The 19,015-nt window shown below is 70.2% G+C and carries 10 protein-coding genes; 7 read left to right on the forward strand and 3 right to left on the reverse strand.

Going from position 1 to position 19,015, the window contains the following annotated elements; translation table 11 throughout:
- Window positions 1-144: 144 nt before the first annotated feature.
- On the reverse strand, window positions 145-1,542 hold the full coding sequence (locus tag ACIA73_RS22490) for a metallophosphoesterase (protein ID WP_399440624.1): 1,398 nt from the start codon (window positions 1,540-1,542) through the stop codon (window positions 145-147).
- A gap of 216 nt (window positions 1,543-1,758) precedes the next feature.
- Window positions 1,759-2,880: a LacI family DNA-binding transcriptional regulator gene (locus tag ACIA73_RS22495; RefSeq protein ID WP_399440427.1), complete on the reverse strand. Its 1,122-nt coding sequence runs from the start codon at window positions 2,878-2,880 to the stop codon at window positions 1,759-1,761.
- A 413-nt stretch (window positions 2,881-3,293) separates the two neighbouring features.
- On the opposite strand from ACIA73_RS22495, the gene hisC reads away from it, so the two are divergent.
- The 5 genes from hisC (at window position 3,294) to ACIA73_RS22520 (ending at window position 12,650) form a co-directional block, all read left to right on the forward strand.
- Entirely contained in the window at window positions 3,294-4,400 is a 1,107-nt protein-coding gene (gene hisC / locus ACIA73_RS22500) for a histidinol-phosphate transaminase (protein ID WP_399440428.1), read from the forward strand.
- 282 nt (window positions 4,401-4,682) lie between these two features.
- Window positions 4,683-6,191, forward strand: coding sequence for a cytochrome ubiquinol oxidase subunit I (locus ACIA73_RS22505; protein WP_399440429.1), 1,509 nt, complete (start codon window positions 4,683-4,685; stop codon window positions 6,189-6,191).
- Window positions 6,192-6,207: 16 nt separating this feature from the next.
- A complete protein-coding gene (gene cydB, locus ACIA73_RS22510; protein WP_399440430.1) occupies window positions 6,208-7,212 on the forward strand; it encodes a cytochrome d ubiquinol oxidase subunit II in 1,005 nt (334 codons plus the stop codon).
- Between the two features lie 60 nt (window positions 7,213-7,272).
- A complete protein-coding gene (gene cydD / locus ACIA73_RS22515; RefSeq protein ID WP_399440431.1) occupies window positions 7,273-10,791 on the forward strand; it encodes a thiol reductant ABC exporter subunit CydD in 3,519 nt (1,172 codons plus the stop codon).
- A gap of 143 nt (window positions 10,792-10,934) precedes the next feature.
- On the forward strand, window positions 10,935-12,650 hold the full coding sequence (locus ACIA73_RS22520) for a GAF domain-containing protein (protein WP_399440432.1): 1,716 nt from the start codon (window positions 10,935-10,937) through the stop codon (window positions 12,648-12,650).
- Window positions 12,651-12,832: 182 nt separating this feature from the next.
- Here ACIA73_RS22520 and ACIA73_RS22525 read toward each other — a convergent pair whose 3' ends face one another.
- The gene (locus tag ACIA73_RS22525; RefSeq protein ID WP_399440433.1) at window positions 12,833-13,783 is read right to left on the reverse strand and encodes an HAD family hydrolase; all 951 of its coding nucleotides are present in this window, start codon (window positions 13,781-13,783) and stop codon (window positions 12,833-12,835) included.
- Between the two features lie 257 nt (window positions 13,784-14,040).
- On the opposite strand from ACIA73_RS22525, the gene ACIA73_RS22530 reads away from it, so the two are divergent.
- Both ACIA73_RS22530 and ACIA73_RS22535 read left to right on the forward strand, forming a co-directional pair.
- On the forward strand, window positions 14,041-15,930 hold the full coding sequence (locus ACIA73_RS22530; protein ID WP_399440434.1) for an HSP90 family protein: 1,890 nt from the start codon (window positions 14,041-14,043) through the stop codon (window positions 15,928-15,930).
- The gene (locus tag ACIA73_RS22535) at window positions 15,927-18,998 is read left to right on the forward strand and encodes a tetratricopeptide repeat protein (RefSeq protein ID WP_399440435.1); all 3,072 of its coding nucleotides are present in this window, start codon (window positions 15,927-15,929) and stop codon (window positions 18,996-18,998) included. The genes ACIA73_RS22530 and ACIA73_RS22535 overlap by 4 nt, the downstream gene beginning before the upstream one ends.
- Window positions 18,999-19,015: the final 17 nt, after the last annotated feature.

Genomic DNA, 19,015 nt, shown 5'->3' on the forward strand with positions numbered 1-19,015 from the left:
TTCGGTGGGGCAGTTGGGCGGAAACGGAGGAGAGCCTGCTACGGATAACCCGATGGTAGAGCGCCTACGGCACGGGGTGACAGGGGGTTTCCGGAAATTGGTCCGGCGCTGGGAGCGTGTTCGTAGGCTGTACCTCTTCCCCCGTCACGCTCCGTCATTCAGGGGGAGTTGGACGACCAGCAGCTTTCCGGCCATGGTCACTCCGCCGTCCATCGCGATCGCCAGGCCGTCGGCGTACACGTGCGGACCCTCGACCACCGGCCCCGAGCTGCCCTCTCCGTCGCCGGAGTCCTCACCGCCGACCTCCCCGAGGAGGTACGGAATCGGGCTGTGACCGTGGACGATGCGCTCGCCGCCATATGCGCCGAGCAGTTCCCGTACGGCGTCGGACCCGCCTTCGTCACGGAAAGCGAAACGCTTGGTGAATTTGCGGAAAACGTCCCAGCACTCGTCCGGATCGTTGCGCGTGAGGATTTCGTGCACCATGTCGTTGACGTCTTCGATGGTGTCGCCGTAGTCCAGGTAGGCGGTGGTGTCCGAGTGGGTCAGGAGATGCCCGTCCTCCAGGGCCACCGCGTCCAGCCGTGCCATCCACTGGAGGTGTACGTCCTGGAGGCGCTCCATGTCGTGCTTCTGGCCGCCGTTGAGCAGCCAGGCGGCCTGGAAGGTGGCGGTGCCCGCGCCGGAGTTGACCGGGGTGTCGCCGAACCGGCGGGCGCCGAGCAGCAGCAGTTCGTGGTTGCCCATCAGCGCCTTGCAGTAACCGCCGGCCGCCGCAGCTTCCGCGGAGAGCCGCATCACCAGATCGATGACACCGATGCCGTCCGGGCCACGGTCGGTGAAGTCGCCGAGGAACCAGAGCCGGGCGTTGCCCGCGGCCCAGTGGCCCTCGTCGTCGATGAGGCCCTGCTCGTGCAGGGCGTCGAGCAGCTCCACGAGATAGCCGTGCACATCGCCGACCACGAACAGCGGGCCGAGGCCCTCTCCGTCCTGCTCGGCGGCGAAGTCGGGCTGTGGGATGCGCTGGGTGTCACCGGGACCACCGACTCGGTCCTCGCGGCTGATCACCGGGAGGTCGCGCTGGGTGGGGGTGTAGCCCTCGGGCTCCTCGTCGAAATCCGGAGCTGCGTGATCCGGATCGGCGTGGTCCGCAGCTGCGTGATCCGGAGCTGCGTGGTCCGCAGCTGCGTGATCCGGAACCTGCTGCGAGGCCTGGTGTTCGGAGTCCCCGAATTCCGGTGCCGCGTGCTCCGGAGCCCCGGGAAGGGCGACCTCGGAAACCGGGTGCTCCGCATCCGGCCCGTTCTCCTGCCCGGCCCCGCGCCCCTGCTCGGGCACCAGCCCCTGCGCCGTGCCGTACGACTGAGCCGGCTTCCCGTACGCCTGCTCCTGGTCGTACACCTGCTCCTGGTCGTACACCTGCGTGCTGTCGTACGTCGCGACGGGAGCCTGGGCGTAAGGAGGCACCCGGAAATCCCGCAACGTCGCCGTTCGCACTGCGGGTCCCTGACCGGCCCCCTGAGTCATTGACCCCTCCACCACCGTCGCGCCGCCGTACACCTTGGAAACCCACCTGGTCTCGGGTGGTCCGTCGTGTCGTGCGCCCATCATAGGAATGTGGCCCGCGCTGTGTGAGGCACCAGGGGTGGTGAATCCGGGTACACCCCCAGTTCACCGGTTGTTTCGTCCGGATTGCGGAGATCGGTACCGGTGCCGGTCCGAGGGCGGCCTCCGCCACCGCCCCCGGAACCTGCCGGATCAGTCCCCCGAGGGTGAGCGCGGAGCGCTCACCGTGGTGCGCGGCGGGCGTCGCTGGGAGGACGTACGGATGATGAGTTCGGTCGGTATCACCTGCTCGATGGGGTGCCCGGTATCGAGTCCTTCGATGGCATCGATGAGGAGTTGGACGACGGCGGTGCCGATCCGTCGCGGCTTGAGCGAGAGCGTGGTGATGGGTGGCTCGGTGGTCGCGTACACCGTCGACTCGGAGCAGCAGACGAGCAGCAGGTCCTCGGGGACCCGCAGTCCGTAGCGCCGGGCGGCGGCCAGCAGATCGGTGCCGTTGGGGTCGAAGAGTCCGTAGACGGCGTCCGGACGGTCCGGGCGGGCGAGCAGCCGGTCGGCTGCGACGGCGCCTGCGCAGGGGTCGTGCGCCGGGTAGGACTCGTAGACCGGATCCTGTCCCACACGCTCGCACCAGCGCAGATACGCGGTGGTGGAGAGCCGGGTGTAGGTGTCGGTGGTGGTGCCGGTGAGGAGGCCGATGCGGCGCGCGCCGGCGTCGGCGAGATGGTCGAGGAGTTCGAGTACGGCGGCCTCGTGGTCGTTGTCGACCCAGGCGGTGACCGGGAGGGCCCCGGACGGACGGCCGTCGGAGACGACGGGTAAGCCCTGACGCATGAGCTCGGTGACGACCTGGTCGTCGTCCGAGGGGTCGATGACGACGGTCCCGTCGAGTGCGACGTTCTGCCACACGTCGAAGGGGCTGTGCCGGGACGACGCCGGGAGGATGACCAGGGCGTAGCCGCGGGCGAGCGCCGCCGAGGTGGCGGCTCTGGCCATTTCCGCGAAGTACGCGAATTCGGTGAAGGTGAAAGGTTCATCCCCGTACGTGGTGACGGTCAGGCCGATGAGGCCGGACTTTCCGGTACGGAGGGTTCGGGCCGCGGCCGACGGGCGGTAACCCAGTCGGTCGGCGACCTCGCGGACGTGGCGGCGGGTGGCGTCCGGGAGCCGGCCCTTGCCGTTGAGGGCGTCGGAGACAGTCGTGATGGAGACCCCGGCCGCGGCGGCGACATCCCGGATGCCCGCCCGTCCTGGCCGACTGCCTCGCCGGGGTGTCTCGGTCCGGCTCACCTGATGCTTCCCTGCTGCTGTCATGGCGAGCCGATAGTAGGGCGCCGGGGACCGATGAGGCTCCGCGCATATGCGCCGATTGACAGGCACGTTTCTGCATGGGTCTACACGCCCAATGACCATGGAACGCAAGGGGGTTGGGGGTTGTGGCGCTGTCGAGGTGCGCAGCTGGCGGTGTGCGTCCGGCACCTGCCCGAAGTTTCGAAGAGGTCTCAACTCACCACTTCGGGGGACGCGCGCCACGGCGTGGGCCACCGGCGCACACGGGCGGTGGGGGCGCGCCCCCTGCCGGTCGCGCCCTCTCCGAGGAGGGTCGGCGGACGCTTCGTACGGGCGCGACGGTCTCTTCGCGGGAGCTCGGCAGCCCCTTCGCAGCGCCGCCCAATCCTCATAGGGTGAGGAGTATTGGTGGTACGTACGGTCGAGGAGGACCTTAAGTGAGCGAGACGAGCGGTACGAGCGCGACGAGCCCCAAGCTGCGCGCGGGGCTGGACGGCATCCCCGCGTACAAGCCCGGGAAGCCGGCCGCGACCGCGGACGCCGATGGCCCGGCGGCGTTCAAGCTGTCCTCCAACGAGAACCCCTACCCCCCGCTGCCGGGCGTCATGGAGCGCGCGATCGAGGCGGTCGGCAGCTTCAACCGCTACCCCGACATGGCCTGCACCGGGCTGATGGAGGAGCTGGCGAAGCGTTTCGGCGTGCCGGTCTCGCACCTGGCGACCGGCACCGGCTCGGTCGGCGTCGCGCAGTCGCTGCTGCACGCCACCTCGGGTCCCGGCGACGAAGTCATCTACGCCTGGCGGTCGTTCGAGGCGTACCCGATCATCACGCAGATCAGCGGTGCGACGGCGGTGCCGGTGCCGCTGACCGGCGATGAGGTGCACGACCTCGACGCGATGGCGGACGCGATCACCGAGCGGACCAGGCTGATTTTCGTCTGCAACCCCAACAACCCCACGGGCACCGTGGTGCGCAAGGCCGAGCTGGAGCGCTTCCTGGACCGGGTGCCGGCTGACGTCCTGGTCGTACTGGACGAGGCGTACCGCGAGTTCATCCGCGACGAAGAGGTCCCGGACGGCATCGAGCTCTACCGGGACCGGCCGAACGTGGCCGTACTGCGGACCTTCTCCAAGGCGTACGGGCTGGCCGGTCTGCGGGTCGGCTTCGCGGTGGCGCACGAGCCGGTGGCGGCCGCGCTGCGCAAGACCGCCGTCCCCTTCGGTGTGAGCCAGATCGCGCAGGAGGCGGCGGTCGCCTCGCTGCGTGCCGAGGACGCGCTGCTGGAGCGGGTGGACGCGCTGATCGTCGAGCGCACGCGGGTCTTCGAGGGGTTGCGCGCCCAGGGCTGGACGGTGCCCGGGACACAGGCGAACTTCGTGTGGCTGCGGCTGGGGGAGCGGACCATGGACTTCGCCGCTGCCTGCGACAGGGCCGGTGTGGTGGTGCGGCCGTTCGCCGGTGAGGGTGTCCGCGTCACCATCGGCGAGGTCGAGGCGAACGACCTGTTCCTGAACGCGGCGGAGGCCTTCCGCAAGGAGCTGTAGGGCTGGAGGCCCGCAAGATCGAAGGGCTGTAAGGCTTTTTTGTACGTCGGTGTACCTGGCCGGCGGTGCCTGTGTGGTGGACGGTGCCCCTGTGAGTCGTGTGACGGCTTGCGGGGGCACCGCGCGTTTTTAGGGGGCACCCCCCTGGAGGTTCCGAATGGACGTGCGACATAATGCTTGTGAATGTGAACGCGTTCACAAGCGTGTCCCCTTTCGTCCCAGGAGCTGTGGGATTAAAGGGGCAAACTGCCGGTGACAACGGCGACGTAAGGAGAGGACGACGTGGACCTGGCTCTGGCGCCGGAAACCCTGGCGCGGTGGCAGTTCGGTATCACCACCGTCTATCACTTCCTCTTCGTGCCCCTGACGATCTCGCTCGCGGCCCTGGTGGCCGGGCTGGAGACCGCGTGGGTGCGGACGGGCAAGGAGAAGTACCTCAAGGCGACCAAGTTCTGGGGCAAGCTCTTCCTGATCAACATCGCGATGGGCGTCGCGACGGGCATCGTGCAGGAGTTCCAGTTCGGCATGAACTGGTCCGACTACTCGCGCTTCGTCGGCGACATCTTCGGCGCCCCGCTGGCCTTCGAGGCCCTGATCGCGTTCTTCTTCGAGTCCACCTTCATCGGGCTGTGGATCTTCGGCTGGGACAAGCTGCCCAAGAAGATCCACTGCGCCTGCATGTGGTTGGTGTCGATCGGCACGATCCTCTCCGCGTACTTCATCCTGGCGGCCAACTCCTGGATGCAGCACCCGACCGGCTACCGGATCAACCAGGAGCGCGGCCGGGCGGAGCTCACCGACTTCTGGAAGGTGCTCACCCAGGACACCGCGCTCACCCAGTTCTTCCACACCATCACCGCCGCCTTCCTGGTGGGCGGCGCTTTCCTGGTCGGGATCGCCGCCTTCCACCTGGCCCGCAAGAAGCACATCCCGGTGATGCGCACCTCGCTGCGGTTGGGCCTGGTCACCGTGGTGATCGCCGGTCTGATGACCGCGATCAGCGGCGACACCCTCGGCAAGGTGATGTACAAGCAGCAGCCGATGAAGATGTCGGCGGCCGAAGCCCTCTGGGAGGGCGAGGCGCCCGCACCGTTCTCGGTGTTCGCGATCGGCGACGTCGACAAGGGGCACAACAAGGTCGCCATCGAGATCCCCGGAATACTGTCCTTCCTCGCCCACAACAACTTCACCGAGTACGTCCCCGGCATCAACGAGATCAACAAGGCCGAGCAGGAGAAGTTCGGGCCCGGCGACTACCGGCCCAACATCCCCGTCGCCTACTGGAGCTTCCGGTGGATGATCGGCTTCGGGATGGCGTCCTTCGCACTCGGCATCCTCGGGCTCTGGCTGACCAGGAAGAAGTTCCTGCTGCCGCCGGGCCTCAGGACCGGTGAGGACGAAGTGCCGAACCTGGTGCTGTTCCGCAAGAAGGCACTGAGCCCACGTCTCGCGTCCCTGTACTGGATCGTCGCGCTGTGGACCATGCTCTTCCCGCTGATCGCCAACTCGTGGGGCTGGATCTTCACCGAGATGGGCCGACAGCCCTGGGTCGTCTACGGCGTTCTCAAGACCTCCGCCGCCGTCTCCCCCGGCGTCTCGCAGGGCGAGGTCCTCACCTCGATGATCGCCTTCACCTCGCTGTACGCGATCCTCGCCGTGGTCGAGGTCAGGCTGCTCGTGAAGTACGTCAAGGCCGGTCCGCCGGATCTCGACGAGAACGACCTCAACCCGCCCACCAAGATCGGCGGGGACGGCAAGGACGCCGACCGCCCCATGGCCTTCTCGTACTGAGGGAGGAGACATCACCATGCAACTCCACGACGTCTGGTTCGTACTGATCGCCGTTCTGTGGATCGGCTACTTCTTCCTCGAAGGCTTCGACTTCGGGGTCGGCGTTCTCACCAAGCTGCTCGCGCGCGACCGCAAGGAGCGCCGGGTCCTCATCAACACCATCGGCCCGGTCTGGGACGGCAACGAGGTCTGGCTGCTCACGGCCGGCGGTGCGACCTTCGCCGCCTTCCCCGACTGGTACGCCACCCTGTTCAGCGGCTTCTACCTGCCGCTGCTGATCATCCTGCTCTGCCTGATCGTGCGGGTGGTCGCCTTCGAGTACCGGCACAAGCGCTCCGGTGAACGCTGGCAGACCAACTGGGAGCACGTCCTCTTCTGGAGCTCCCTGCTGCCGGCCTTCCTGTGGGGTGTGGCCTTCGCCAACATCGTGCGCGGCGTGAAGATCGATGCGGACATGGAGTACGTCGGGAACTTCTTCGACCTGCTCAACCCGTACGCCCTGCTCGGCGGCCTGGTCACCCTCACTCTGTTCACTTTCCACGGCACGGTCTTCACCGCGCTCAAGACGGTCGGCGACATCCGGGTACGGGCACGGAAGCTGGCCCTGGTGCTGGGCGCCGTGACCGCCGTACTGGCGCTGGTCTTCCTGATCTGGACCCAGATCGAAAGCGGCGACGGTACGAGCCTGGTCGCGATGATCGTGGCGGCGCTCGCGCTGGTCGCGGCCATCGCCCTGATCGCGGCCGGACGCGAAGGCTGGTCGTTCGCCCTGTCGGGCGTGACCATCGCGGCCGCGGTCGCCATGCTCTTCCTGACGCTCTTCCCGAACGTCATGCCGTCCTCGCTGAACGAGGCCTGGAACCTCACGGTCACCAACGCCTCGTCCAGCCCGTACACACTGAAGATCATGACCTGGTGCGCGGGGATCGCGACTCCCGTGGTGCTGCTCTACCAGGGGTGGACGTACTGGGTATTCAGGAAGCGCATCGGTACGCAGCACATCGCCGCCGACGCACACTGAACCCGCCCGCTGAAGCGGTGCGCCGAGGTCCCGACCGTCCTGTAGTGGGGGATGTTTCACGTGAAACCGATCGACCCGCGTCTGCTCCGGTACGCCCGGGCCACCCGCTTCTTCCTCGGAGCGGTGGTGGTGCTCGGACTCGCAGGCGCGGGTCTGGTCGTCGCCCAGGCGATGTTCATCGCCGAGGTGGTGGTCGGGGCCTTCAAGGACGGGCTGGACTCCGGAGAGCTGCGCACGCCGTTGCTCCTGCTGGTGGCGGTCTCGGTCGGCCGGGCGCTGGTGGCCTGGCTGACCGAGCTCGCCGCCCACCGGGCGAGTGCGGCGGTCAAGTCGGAGCTGCGGGGCCGGCTGCTTGAGCGGGCGGCCGATCTGGGGCCCGGATGGCTCGACGGGCAGCGGACCGGTTCGCTGATCGCGCTGGCCACCCGGGGAGTCGACGCCCTGGACGACTACTTCTCGCGCTATCTCCCGCAGTTGGGGCTCGCGATCGTCGTCCCCGTGGCGGTACTGGCGCGGATCGTCACCGAGGACTGGGTGTCCGCGGCGATCATCGTGGTGACGCTGCCGCTGATCCCGCTCTTCATGATTCTGATCGGGTGGGCCACCCAGACCAGGATGGACAAACAGTGGAAGCTGCTGTCGCGGCTCTCCGGGCACTTCCTGGATGTGGTCGCCGGGCTGCCGACGCTGAAGGTGTTCGGCCGGGCCAAGGCGCAGGCCGAGTCGATCCGGGCCATCACCGGCGAGTACCGGCAGGCCACCATGAAGACGCTGCGGATCGCCTTCCTGTCCTCGTTCGCGCTGGAACTGCTGGCAACGCTCTCGGTGGCGCTGGTCGCGGTCACCATCGGTATGCGGCTCGTGCACGGTGACCTCGATCTGTACACCGGGCTGGTGATTCTGATCCTGGCTCCGGAGGCGTATCTGCCGCTGCGGCAGGTGGGGGCGCAGTATCACGCGGCGGCCGAGGGGCTTTCGGCCGCCGAGGAGATCTTCCAGGTTCTGGAGACCGGACTGCCGGAGGGCGGTTCCGGAGAGGTACCGGCAGCCGGTGGGCTGCGGATGGAGGGCGTGACCGTACGGCACCAGGGGCGTACGGCGGCCTCGTTGCAGTCGGCGTCGCTGGAGGTCGCGGAGAGCGAGACGGTTGCGGTCGTCGGGCCGAGCGGGGTCGGGAAGTCGACGCTGCTGAACGCACTGCTTGGCTTCGTGCCGCTGGCCGAGGGGCGGGTGCTGGTCGGTGGGGTCGATCTGGCGGGCGTCTCGATGGAGAAGTGGCGGGAGCAGGTGGCCTGGGTGCCGCAGCGACCGCATCTGTTCGCCGGGTCGGTCGCGGAGAACGTACGGCTGGCGCGGCCGGACGCTGACGACGCGGCGGTGCTGGAGGCGCTTGGGGACGCCGGAGCATACGACTTCGTGGCCGCGCTGCCGCAGGGCGTCGAGACGGCGCTCGGGGAGGACGGGGCCGGGATCTCTGCCGGGCAACGTCAGCGGCTGGCGCTGGCAAGGGCGTTCCTCGCTGACCGCCCGGTGCTGTTGCTCGATGAGCCGACGGCCTCGCTGGACGGGGAGACCGAGGCGGGAATCGTCGAGGCGGTACGGCGGCTCGCGGTGGGCCGGACCGTGGTGCTGGTGGTGCACAGGCCGGCGTTGCTGGCGGTGGCGGACCGCGTGGTGCGGTTGGGGGAGGTCGCGCCGGGGACGGGTTCGGGAACTTCCATGCCTGCGCCCCGAGTTGAGGGCGCGGCGCAGTCCGCTGCGCGCGAGGCCGATGTTTCACGTGAAACACCGGCGCCTGTTTCAGGTGAAACGCCGGCCCCTGTTTCACGTGAAACATCCGACGGGGTGCTGCGCCGCGTGCGGCGGGACGCGGGTGAGCAGCGTGGGCGGCTCGCTCTGGCGCTGCTGCTCGGGAGTCTGGCGCTGGGGTCGGCCGTGGGGCTGATGGCGGTGTCCGGGTGGCTGATCTCCCGGGCCTCCGAGCAGCCGCCGGTGCTCTATCTGATGATGGCGGTCACCGCGACCAGGGCCTTCGGTATCGGGCGGGCGGTGTTCCGGTACGCGGAGCGGCTGGTCTCGCACGATGCGGTGCTGCGGATGCTCGCCGATATGCGGGTGGCCGTCTACCGCCGGCTGGAGCGGATCGCACCTGCCGGGCTGCGGAGGACCCGGCGGGGGGATCTGTTGTCCCGGCTGGTGGCCGATGTGGATGCCTTGCAGGACTACTGGCTGCGGTGGGCGCTTCCGGTGGGGGCGGCTGTGGTGGTGGGTGTGGGTGCCGTTGGGTTCACCGGTTGGATGCTGCCGGAGGCCGGGGCGGTGCTGGCTGTGGGGCTGCTGCTGGCCGGGGTGGGGGTGCCGCTGGTGAGTGGTGCGGCCGCTCGGCGTGCGGAGCGGCAGTTGGCTCCGGCGCGGGGCGAGCTGGCGGTTCGGGTGGCCGATCTGCTCGGTGGAGTGGGTGAGTTGACGGTGGCCGGGGCGCTTCGGCGGCGTATCGCTGCCGTGCGGGAGGCGGATGCGGTGCTTACCGGGATCGCTTCGCGGGGTGCTTCGGCGACCGCGCTCGGGGGCGGACTCTCGGCGCTGGTGTGCGGGCTGACGGTGGTCGGGGCCGCGTGGGTCGGGGTGCAGGCGGTGGCGGACGGGCGGCTGGCCGGGGTGCAGCTGGCGGTGGTGGTGCTGACACCGCTGGCCGCGTTCGAGGCGGTGACCGGTCTGCCGCTGGCGGTGCAGTACCGGCAGCGGGTGCGGCGGAGTGCGGAGCGGGTGTACGAGGTGCTGGACGCGCCCGTTCCCGTTCAGGAACCGGAGACGCCCGGGCGGCTGCCCGAGGTGGTGTTCCCGGTGGAGGTACGCGGGCTCTGGGCGCGCTACGCCGGGCAGGAGCGGGACGCGCTGGCTGGGGTGGATCTGACCCTGGAGGCCGGGAAGCGGATCGCCGTTGTGGGGGCGAGCGGAGCGGGTAAGACCACCCTCGCGCAGGTGCTGCTGCGATTCCTGGATGCCAGGGACGGGACGTACACCCTCGGCGGGATCCCCGCCGAGTCGCTCGACGGGGACGATGTGCGGCGGGTCGTGGGCCTGTGTGCGCAGGACGCGCACCTCTTCGACAGCTCCGTACGGGAGAACCTCAAGCTGGCCAGGACCGGTGCGGACGATGCGGCGCTGCTGGAGGCGCTGGGCCGGGCGCGGCTGCGGGAGTGGGTCGAGGCGCTGTCGGAGGGGCTGGACACCCTGGTCGGTGAGCACGGGGCGCGACTCTCCGGCGGGCAGCGGCAGCGGCTCGCGCTGGCCAGGGCGCTGCTGGCCGACTTCCCCGTACTCGTACTGGACGAACCGGCCGAGCACCTTGACCTGGCGACGGCAGACGCTCTGACGGCCGATCTCCTCGCCGCCACCGAGGGCCGGACGACGGTGATGATCACGCACCGGCTGCAGGGGCTGGAGGCGGTTGACGAGGTGGTCGTGCTGGACGAGGGGCGCATCGTCCAGCGCGGGGGGTTCGCGGTGCTGGCCAGTGAGGACGGGGCGCTGCGGCGGATGCTGGAGCGGGAGAGGGCGGCGGAGCCGGTGGCGTGAGCCCGGACAAAAGGTGAGGGCGGAGCCGGTGCCGTAGCCCCGTGGCGGGAGATGGTGAACGAGGGCCGAACCGACCTCGTAAATGGGGCAAACGCCCGCTGGTCGACTTTCCCCTTTAAATAGGACTTACTAGTCTCAAGGGCATGTCAGCGCAGCAGGACCCGGCTCCCCACGACTCCCTCGATGCCGCTACCGAGGCCACCCGTAGCCTTCAGGGCCTCTCGACCGAGCTCACCGCGCGCGTCCCGCAGCTCCTCGAAGCCATGCGGTCCGTGGGCACCGGCCTCGAACTGCACACCACCCTGGACCGGATCTGCGAGACCGCCGCCGAGCTGGCCGGTGCCCGGTACGCGGCGATCGGTGTGGTCGACGAGGAGGGCGACGGGCTCTCCGACTTCGTGACGTACGGCGTGACCGTGGAGGAGGCGGCAGCCATCGGGCGGCTGCCGGCCGGGCACAAGGGGCTGCTCGGGGCGCTGATCGAGAACCCGGAGCCGGTGCGGCTCGCGGATCTCACGGCGGACTCCCGCTTTGTGGGCTTTCCGCCGAACCATCCCCCGATGCGGACCTTCCTGGGCGTACCGATAAGGGTGCAGGGTGAGATCTTCGGCAATCTCTATCTCGCGGAGAAGCGGGGTGGCGGCGAGTTCAACGACTACGACCTGCACATGCTGCGGGTGCTGGCCACCGAGGCCGGTATCGCCATCGGCAACGCCCGGCTGTACGAGGCCGCCCGCCAGCGGGAGCGGTGGATCGACGGGTCGGTGGCGGTGACCACCGCACTGCTGTCCGGCGGCGATGTGGACGACGCGCTCTCGGTGGTCGCCGAGCAAGCCAGGAGGCTCGCGGACGCGGTGGCGGGGATGGTGCTGCTGCCCGCCGAGGAGGGTGGTCTGGAGATCGCGGCGGTCTCCGCGGACCACTCCGGCGAGTCGCTGGGCAAGGTCGTACCGGCGGAGAGTCCGATCGTGGGGCTGTTGCTGAGCGGTGAATCGGTGTTCGTGAACGACTCCGCCACCGACCCGCGCATGATCACTAACATGTCCCAGCAGTACGGGCCGAGCATGCTGCTGCCGCTGCACAGCGGCGGCCGGGTGATGGGTGCGCTGGCCACCCCCCGGGCGCGGGGCGGCAAACCGTTCACCGAGGCCGAACGGACGCTGGCCACCCAGTTCGCCTCGCAGGCGGCGCTGGCGCTGATGATGGCCGAGTCGCAGCGCGACCGGGAGCGTCTCGCGGTCTACGAAGACCGTGACCGGATCGCCCGTGACCTGCACGATCTCGTCATTCAGCGGCTGTTCGCGACCGGGATGATGCTGGAGAGCGCGCAGCGCCGGTCGGTGGTGCCGGAGGTGCAATCGGGCGTCGGCAAGGCGGTCGACGAGCTGGACGTCACCATTCAGGAAATCCGCACGGCGATCTTCGCGCTTCAGCAGGGGCCCGCGGAGGCACCGTCCGGGCTGCGTACCCGGGTGCTGCGGGAGATCAACATGGCGGCGGTACCGCTGGGCTTCAAGCCCGCGCACCACTTCCTGGGCCCGGTGGACGCGCTGGTCGGCGAGCTGACCGGCAAGAACCTGATCGCGGCGCTGCGGGAGGCGCTGTCGAACGCCTTCCGGCACGCTTGTGCCTCACGGATCGAGGTCGTGGTGGACGCCACGGTGACCCTGGCGGACGGGCAGCGCGCGGTCCGGCTCACCGTCGCGGACGACGGGGTGGGCATCCCGGAGGGCGGCAGACGCAGTGGCCTGCGGAATCTGGGGCGCAGGGCGGAGGCGCTGGGTGGATCCAGTTCGTACGGGGCGGGGCTGGGCGAGGGCGGTGGGGGGACGACGGTGGTGTGGGAGGCGCCGCTTTAGGGGCTGGGCTGGGCTGGGCTGGGCTGGGCTGGGTCCACGGGGGCTGGGCGGGGTCCAAGGGGTGCCGCTTCTTGCGTGTTTGCGTTCCCATGGTTCGTGTTTGCGCTCCCACGGCGCATGTTCACGTTCCCACGACCCGTGGTGACGTCACCACGGGCCCTGTTTACGTCCCCACGACCCGGCTACTCCCGTACGTCCCCTGCTCCCCCGTACTCCCCCGCCAGGATGCGCTCGATGACGACCGCCACGCCGTCCTCGTTGTTCGCGACGGTACGGCCGGAAGCCGCGGCCACCACCGCCGGGTGGGCGTTGCCCATGGCGAACGAGCGGCCTGCCCAGGCCAGCATCTCGATGTCGTTGGGCATGTCCCCGAAGGCCACGACCTCTTCGGGGGCGATGCCGCGCTCGGCGCAGCAGCGGGCCAGGGTGCTCGCCTTGGAGACGCCCAGCGCACTGATCTCCAGGAGGGCGGTCGGGCTGGAGCGGGTGACCGAACCGAAGTCGCCGACGGTGGCCCGCGCCAGGTCCAGGAAGTCGTCCGGGGTGAGCGTGGTGTGGTGGGCGAGCAGCTTGATCACCGGATCGGCGCTGCCCGGGGTCTCCTCGTGCAGCAGGTCCTCGGCGGTTCCGATGCTCGCGGCCGGATCGAACTGGAAGGGCGGGTACGCCGGCTCGTAGTGGATGCCCGAGGTGAGTTCCACGGCGAAGGAGGTGCCGGGGGCGGCGGCGCGCAGTGCGGACACCACGGAGAGGGCGTCGGCGCGCTCCAGGGCGTGCACCCCGATCAGCTTGCCGTTCGCGTGCAGGTCGACGACAGCGGCGCCGTTCGCGCAGATGGCGAGGCCGTGGCCGTGCACATGGGCGCTGACCACGTCCATCCAGCGGGCCGGGCGGCCGGTCACGAAGAAGACCTCGATCCCGGCATCCTCGGCGGCGGCCAGGGCGGCGACGGTCCGATCGGAGACGGATTTGTCGTCGCGGAGCAGGGTGCCGTCCAGGTCGGTGGCGATCAGACGGGGCGCGACGGCTGCACCGGGGACCGCGCCGGGGGCCTCGGCGGGGACGGTGCCGGATGTTGCGGCCGGGCGGGGGCGAGGGGCGGTAGCTGAGGTCACTGCCTCATCTTCCCGCATCAAACGCACGGACGTGCGAAAGGGTGCACATCTGTGGAGCGGGGTGTTCCGGGTACCGGGAGTCCCCGTGGCAGGCCGGGGCGGACGGAATTACCTGGGGCATTGTCAGTACCCCCACCTACGATGTGAACCAATTCCGGGTCCTGCCCCGCGTGTTGCGGCCGGCGGCATGGGCCGGACGGCCGTCGCGATTCGTCAGGGGGGACCCAGCGATTCGTCCGAGCCCACGCAGCCACTCCCACGCGAGGTGATTCTTGGTGAACCCGAATTCGCAGTCCCGTACCCAGCCGGAAACCGAAGGCCCCGACCCCACGGTCAACACCTTCCAGGTCGACCTCCGGGGCCTCGTCGACCTGCTCTCCCACCACCTCTACTCCAGCCCTCGGGTGTACGTCCGAGAGCTCCTCCAGAATGCGGTGGACGCTTCCACCGCCCGGCGCGGCATCACCCCCGAAGCTCCCGTCCGCATCCGGCTGACCGCCACCTCCGAAGGCGCCGTCACCATCGAGGACAGCGGCATCGGCCTCACCTCCGACGAGGTGCACACCCTGCTCGCCACCATCGGCCGCAGCTCCAAGCGGGACGGCCTGGAGGGCGCCCGCCGCGAGTTCCTGGGCCAGTTCGGCATCGGGCTGCTCGCCTGCTTCGTGGTGGCCAGGCAGATCCGCGTCATATCCCGCTCGGCGCGCACCCCGGACGCGCCGCCCGTGGAGTGGCTGGCCACCGACGACGGGTCGTACACCGTACGTACGCTGCCCGACGACGCCCGCCGCGAGCCCGGTACCACCGTCCACCTGGAGCCGCGCCCCGGCGCCGAGGAATGGACGGAGGCCGGCCGCGTCGAGGAGCTGGCACGGGACTTCGGCTCGTTGCTGCCGTACGACGTCACCTTCGTCGGCCCGGACGGCGCCGAGCGTCCGGTCACCGACCGGCCGGCAGTCTGGGACCGCGACTACCCGACGCCGACCGCCCGTCGGGTCGCGCTGGCCGGGCACTGCGCCCAGACCTTCGGCTTCACCCCGCTCGACAGCATCGACCTGGACCTGCCGGTGGCCGGGGTACGAGGGGTGGCGTATGTCCTGCCGACCGCCACCAGCCCGGCCCACCACGCCGCCCACCGGGTCTACCTCAAGGGCATGCTGCTCACCGGCAAGGCGGACAACCTCCTCCCCGACTGGGCGTTCTTCGTTCGTGCCGTCCTCGACACCGACACCCTGCGGCCGACCGCGTCCCGGGAGAACCTCTACGACGACGAGACGCTCGCCGCCGTACGGGAGGCCCTGGGTGTGCGGGTACGGGAGTGGCTGGCGGAGCTGGCGGCGGGGGACCCGGAGCGGCTCGCCGGGTTCCTCGCGGTGCACCACCTGGGTGTGAAGTCCCTGGCCCGGCACGACGCCGAACTGCTGGAACTGATGCTGCCCTGGCTTCCGTTCGAGACCAGCGACGGGCGGCTCACGCTGGACGAGTTCGTCCGCAGCCACCGGGAGGTGCACCTCACACGCACCGTCGAGGAGTTCAGACAGGTCGCGCCGATCGCTGCCGCGCACGGGCTCGGAGTGGTCAACGGCGGCTATACCTACGACGCGGAACTGGTCGAGATGCTGCCGCGAATACGGGAAGGGGTGCAGGTCAGCGAGCTGGACGCCGGGGCGGTCACCGCGCACCTCGACCCGGTCGCACCCCAGCAGGAGCTGGCGCTCGCCTCCTTCCTGGCCACCGCCAGGGCCCGGCTCGACCCGCTCGGCTGCGACGTCGTACTGCGCGGATTCCAGCCGGTGACCCTGCCCGGGCTCTTCCTCGACGACCGGCAGGCCCGGCACGAGCGCGACCGGGCGGACGCGGAGGCGGGCGCGGACGACCTGTGGGCAGGCATCCTCGGAGCGCTGCGCGGCTCCGTGCCGCGTGCCCGGCTGGTGCTCAACCACAACAACCCCCTGGTCAGGAAGATCTCGGCGATACCTGACGCCGAACTGGCGGGCACAGCGGTCGAGTCGCTGTACGGGCAGGCGCTGCTGATGTCGCAGCGCCCGCTGCGGCCGGTGGACACCTCGCTGCTCAACCGGGCCTTCCTCGGGCTCCTGGAGTGGGCGACGCACCCGGTCAGCACCGGCCAGCAGAAGAAGGACACCAAGGAGGACGGCAAGTGAGCACCCCCGCGACCACGTCCCAGGAGATCCGGCAGGCGCTCTGGGAGAACCGCCAGTCCCCCAACGGACTCGCCCGTAACGCCCGCGCCGAGGAACTGCTCGCCGCCGCCGAGCAGTTGGGGGAGGCCGACCTGGTACGGCTCTCGCTGTTCAACCTCATCGACGCATACGAGTTCAGCACCGAGCGCGGCAAGCTGATCGTGCCCTTCGCCCGGCTGCTCCAGGAGTGGGACCGCGACCCGTCCGGCTTCGAGCAGTGGGACGTGCAGAGCCTGCACTGGCGGTTCAAGTGGGTCAGCACCGGGATGCTCGATCTGCCGGACATACCCCTGGCGTCGATCCGGCAGTGGCTGGAGGAGATGGGGCGCCGGTACGCCGTCGCCGGGTACAGCGTGCGGGCGGTGCGCCAGTCCGAGTACTACCTGGCGTACGAGATCGGCGACGAGGCGGCGGCCGACCGTGCGCTGGCGGCCTGGACCTCGGCCGAGCGCGACCAGATGAGTGACTGCCATGCCTGTGAGCTGAACGAGCAGGGCGGTTACTGGGCCCGGCAAGGTGCGGACGAGAAGGCCTTGGCGGCCTGGGCACCGGTGCTTGAGGGCGAGCACACCTGCGCGGAGGAGCCGCACCGGGTGCTCGCGGAGGCGCTGGTACCGCTGGTTCGGCTGGGACGGTACGACGAGGCGCGGACTTATCACCTGCGCGGATACCGGATGGCCAAGGGGAACGAGAGCCTGCTGCGCAGCGTCGGCCATCACATGGAGTTCTGCGCGCTGACCGGGAACGAGGCGCGGGGGCTGGAGGTTCTGGCCGAGCACGCGGGGCACCTCGGGCCGCTGAATGACTCGGATGCGCAGCTCGGTTTCGGTGGTGGCGCTCTGGTGCTGCTGGGGCGGCTCATGGAACTGGGGCACGGAGGGCTTCCTGCGGCCCCGTACCAGGGGGTCTCGCGTACGGTCGGCGAGCTGCACGGGATGCTGCTGGCCGAGGCGATGGCACTGACCGCCCGCTTCGATGTGCGTAACGGGAGCGGGGTCTGCTCGGAGCGGCTGGCCACCAGGCTCGGGCAGCGTCCGCTGGTGGAAGGGCTGCCGCTGGGGGTTCGGGCGGCGGTACTGGGCGATGTTTCACGTGAAACCTCGGTCCGGGTGGCGGGTGCTGGTTCGACCTCTGTTCCGGCTTCGGACCCGGTGGTTGCGGAGTCAGGTGGGGTGGCGGAACTGGTGGATAAGGCACGGGAATTGAGGTCGGTCGGGCATCCGGCGGGCGATGCGCTGTGGGACCGGATCGAGGTGCTGGTCGCGGAGGGCGGAGAGGAGACGGATCCGCTGCTGAGTGCCGAGCTGTTGGAGCACCGGGCGATCGGGATCGGGCGGGCCGGCGGGGAGCTGGTGGCGAACGGGACCGCACGGGAGCTGTTCGGGGCGGTGGTGGCCGCGTTCGGTGGTGCGGGTGAGCGGGGCAGAGCCGCGTTGAACGGGACCCGGGTCGCCGTCGCCGCCGCGCAGGAGGGGGCGCCGGACGAGGAGATACGGGCGGCGCTCGACGCGGCGGCGGTGCTGGCGGAAGAGATACCCGATGGCGACCCGCTGAAGGGGCGGCGGGTGGCGACGCTGGAGCTGACCCGGATCAAGCTGGAGGCGTTCGCTGCGCAGCGGGCCTACGCGCATGGACCGAGGGACGGGTCCGGCGACGGGACGGAGCACGGGCCCGGTCATGACGTGGAGGCCGAGGCGGGCTTCCTGGCCGCGATGGCGGACTTTGTCTCGCGATACGGGGCGGGTGGAGATGCCCTGGCCGGGGAGGGTGGAGAGGTTGCCCTGGCCGGGGCGGGTGCGGCAGGTGCCCTGGCCGGCGCGGTGTCCGACCTGCTCGCCGAGGCCGAGGAGGCGCTCGCGCAGGCGGCGTTGCAGGCTCAGGACTGGGACCGGGCCGAGGCCCTGCTGGACTCGGCCGCTCGGCGGAATCAGGACGCGGGCCGGCCGTGGAACGCGGTGGAGACCCTGAACCGGCTGGCCAGGCTGCGCATGATGCTCGGCCGGCTGCCCGAGGCGGAGGAGACGGCTCGTACCGCGCTCGACTGCGCGGCGGAGGTCACCGATGCCGATGAGCTGGGCGGAGTACGGCTGACATTGGCGGAGGCGCTCTACCGGCAGGACGGCAAGGAGCCCGAGGCGGCGACGTATGCGCTGGAGGCGGCGCACTGGTTCGATGCGGCGGGCGAGGGCGCGGGGGCTGGTGCCTATGCGCGGCTGATCCTGGCGCAGGCGTACGGCGAGAGCGGCCGCGAGGCGGAGGCGGCCGAGATCCTGGAGTCGGCGCTGCCCGACCTGCTGGAGCACGGCGAGGAGCACGCGGTCCGGGCCCGCGACGTACTCGGGCATCTGCTGCGGCAGGTCGGCGACGGCCGCGCGGCGGCGGAGCAGTATCTGCTGGCCGCCGAGCTGACCAAGGAGTGGCCGAACCCCTCGGCGCAGGCGCGGCTGGCGATGTTGGCGGGCGAGTGCCTGGCCGAGCAGGAGAGCCTGGCGGCCCAGGCCGAGCAGGCGTACGCACGGGCGGCCGAGTTGTGGCAGCAGGCGGGCGACGCCTTCGGGAGGGTGCGCGCGTTGCGGGCGCTGGCCTGGCTGGCGGCCGAGGAGGAGTACGACGACGAGGGCGAGCCGAGCGGCCAGGACATCGACCGGGCGCGTGAGTTGATGCAGCAGGCCCTTGCCGTACTCGACGGGGACGGCCCCGAGCACCGACTGGAGCGGGCCCGCACCTGGTCGCAGCAGGCGCAGATCTTCTACAACGCTTCCTCGGACGAGGACACACATGCGGCGGAGGCGGTCGCCCTGAACCTGCGAGCGTCCGAGGCACTGCGCGAGTTCGGCATCGCGGAACTGAACGAGCGGGCGGGCTGTGTGCTGCGGGCCGCTTGGACCGAGCAGGGTCTGGGCCGGTCGGACGAGGGGCGGGCGGTGCTCGCCGGCTTCGTGGTGGAGCTGAAGGGCTTGGCGGCGGAGTCGGAGGAGGCTGCGGGGGTGCTGGTCCAGATGGAGGAGCGGCTGGAGCAGTTCAGCTGAGGGGGTGGGAACGAGGG

Origin of the sequence: Streptomyces sp. NPDC051561, from assembly GCF_044454195.1 — a bacterium.
Lineage (GTDB): Bacteria > Actinomycetota > Actinomycetes > Streptomycetales > Streptomycetaceae > Streptomyces.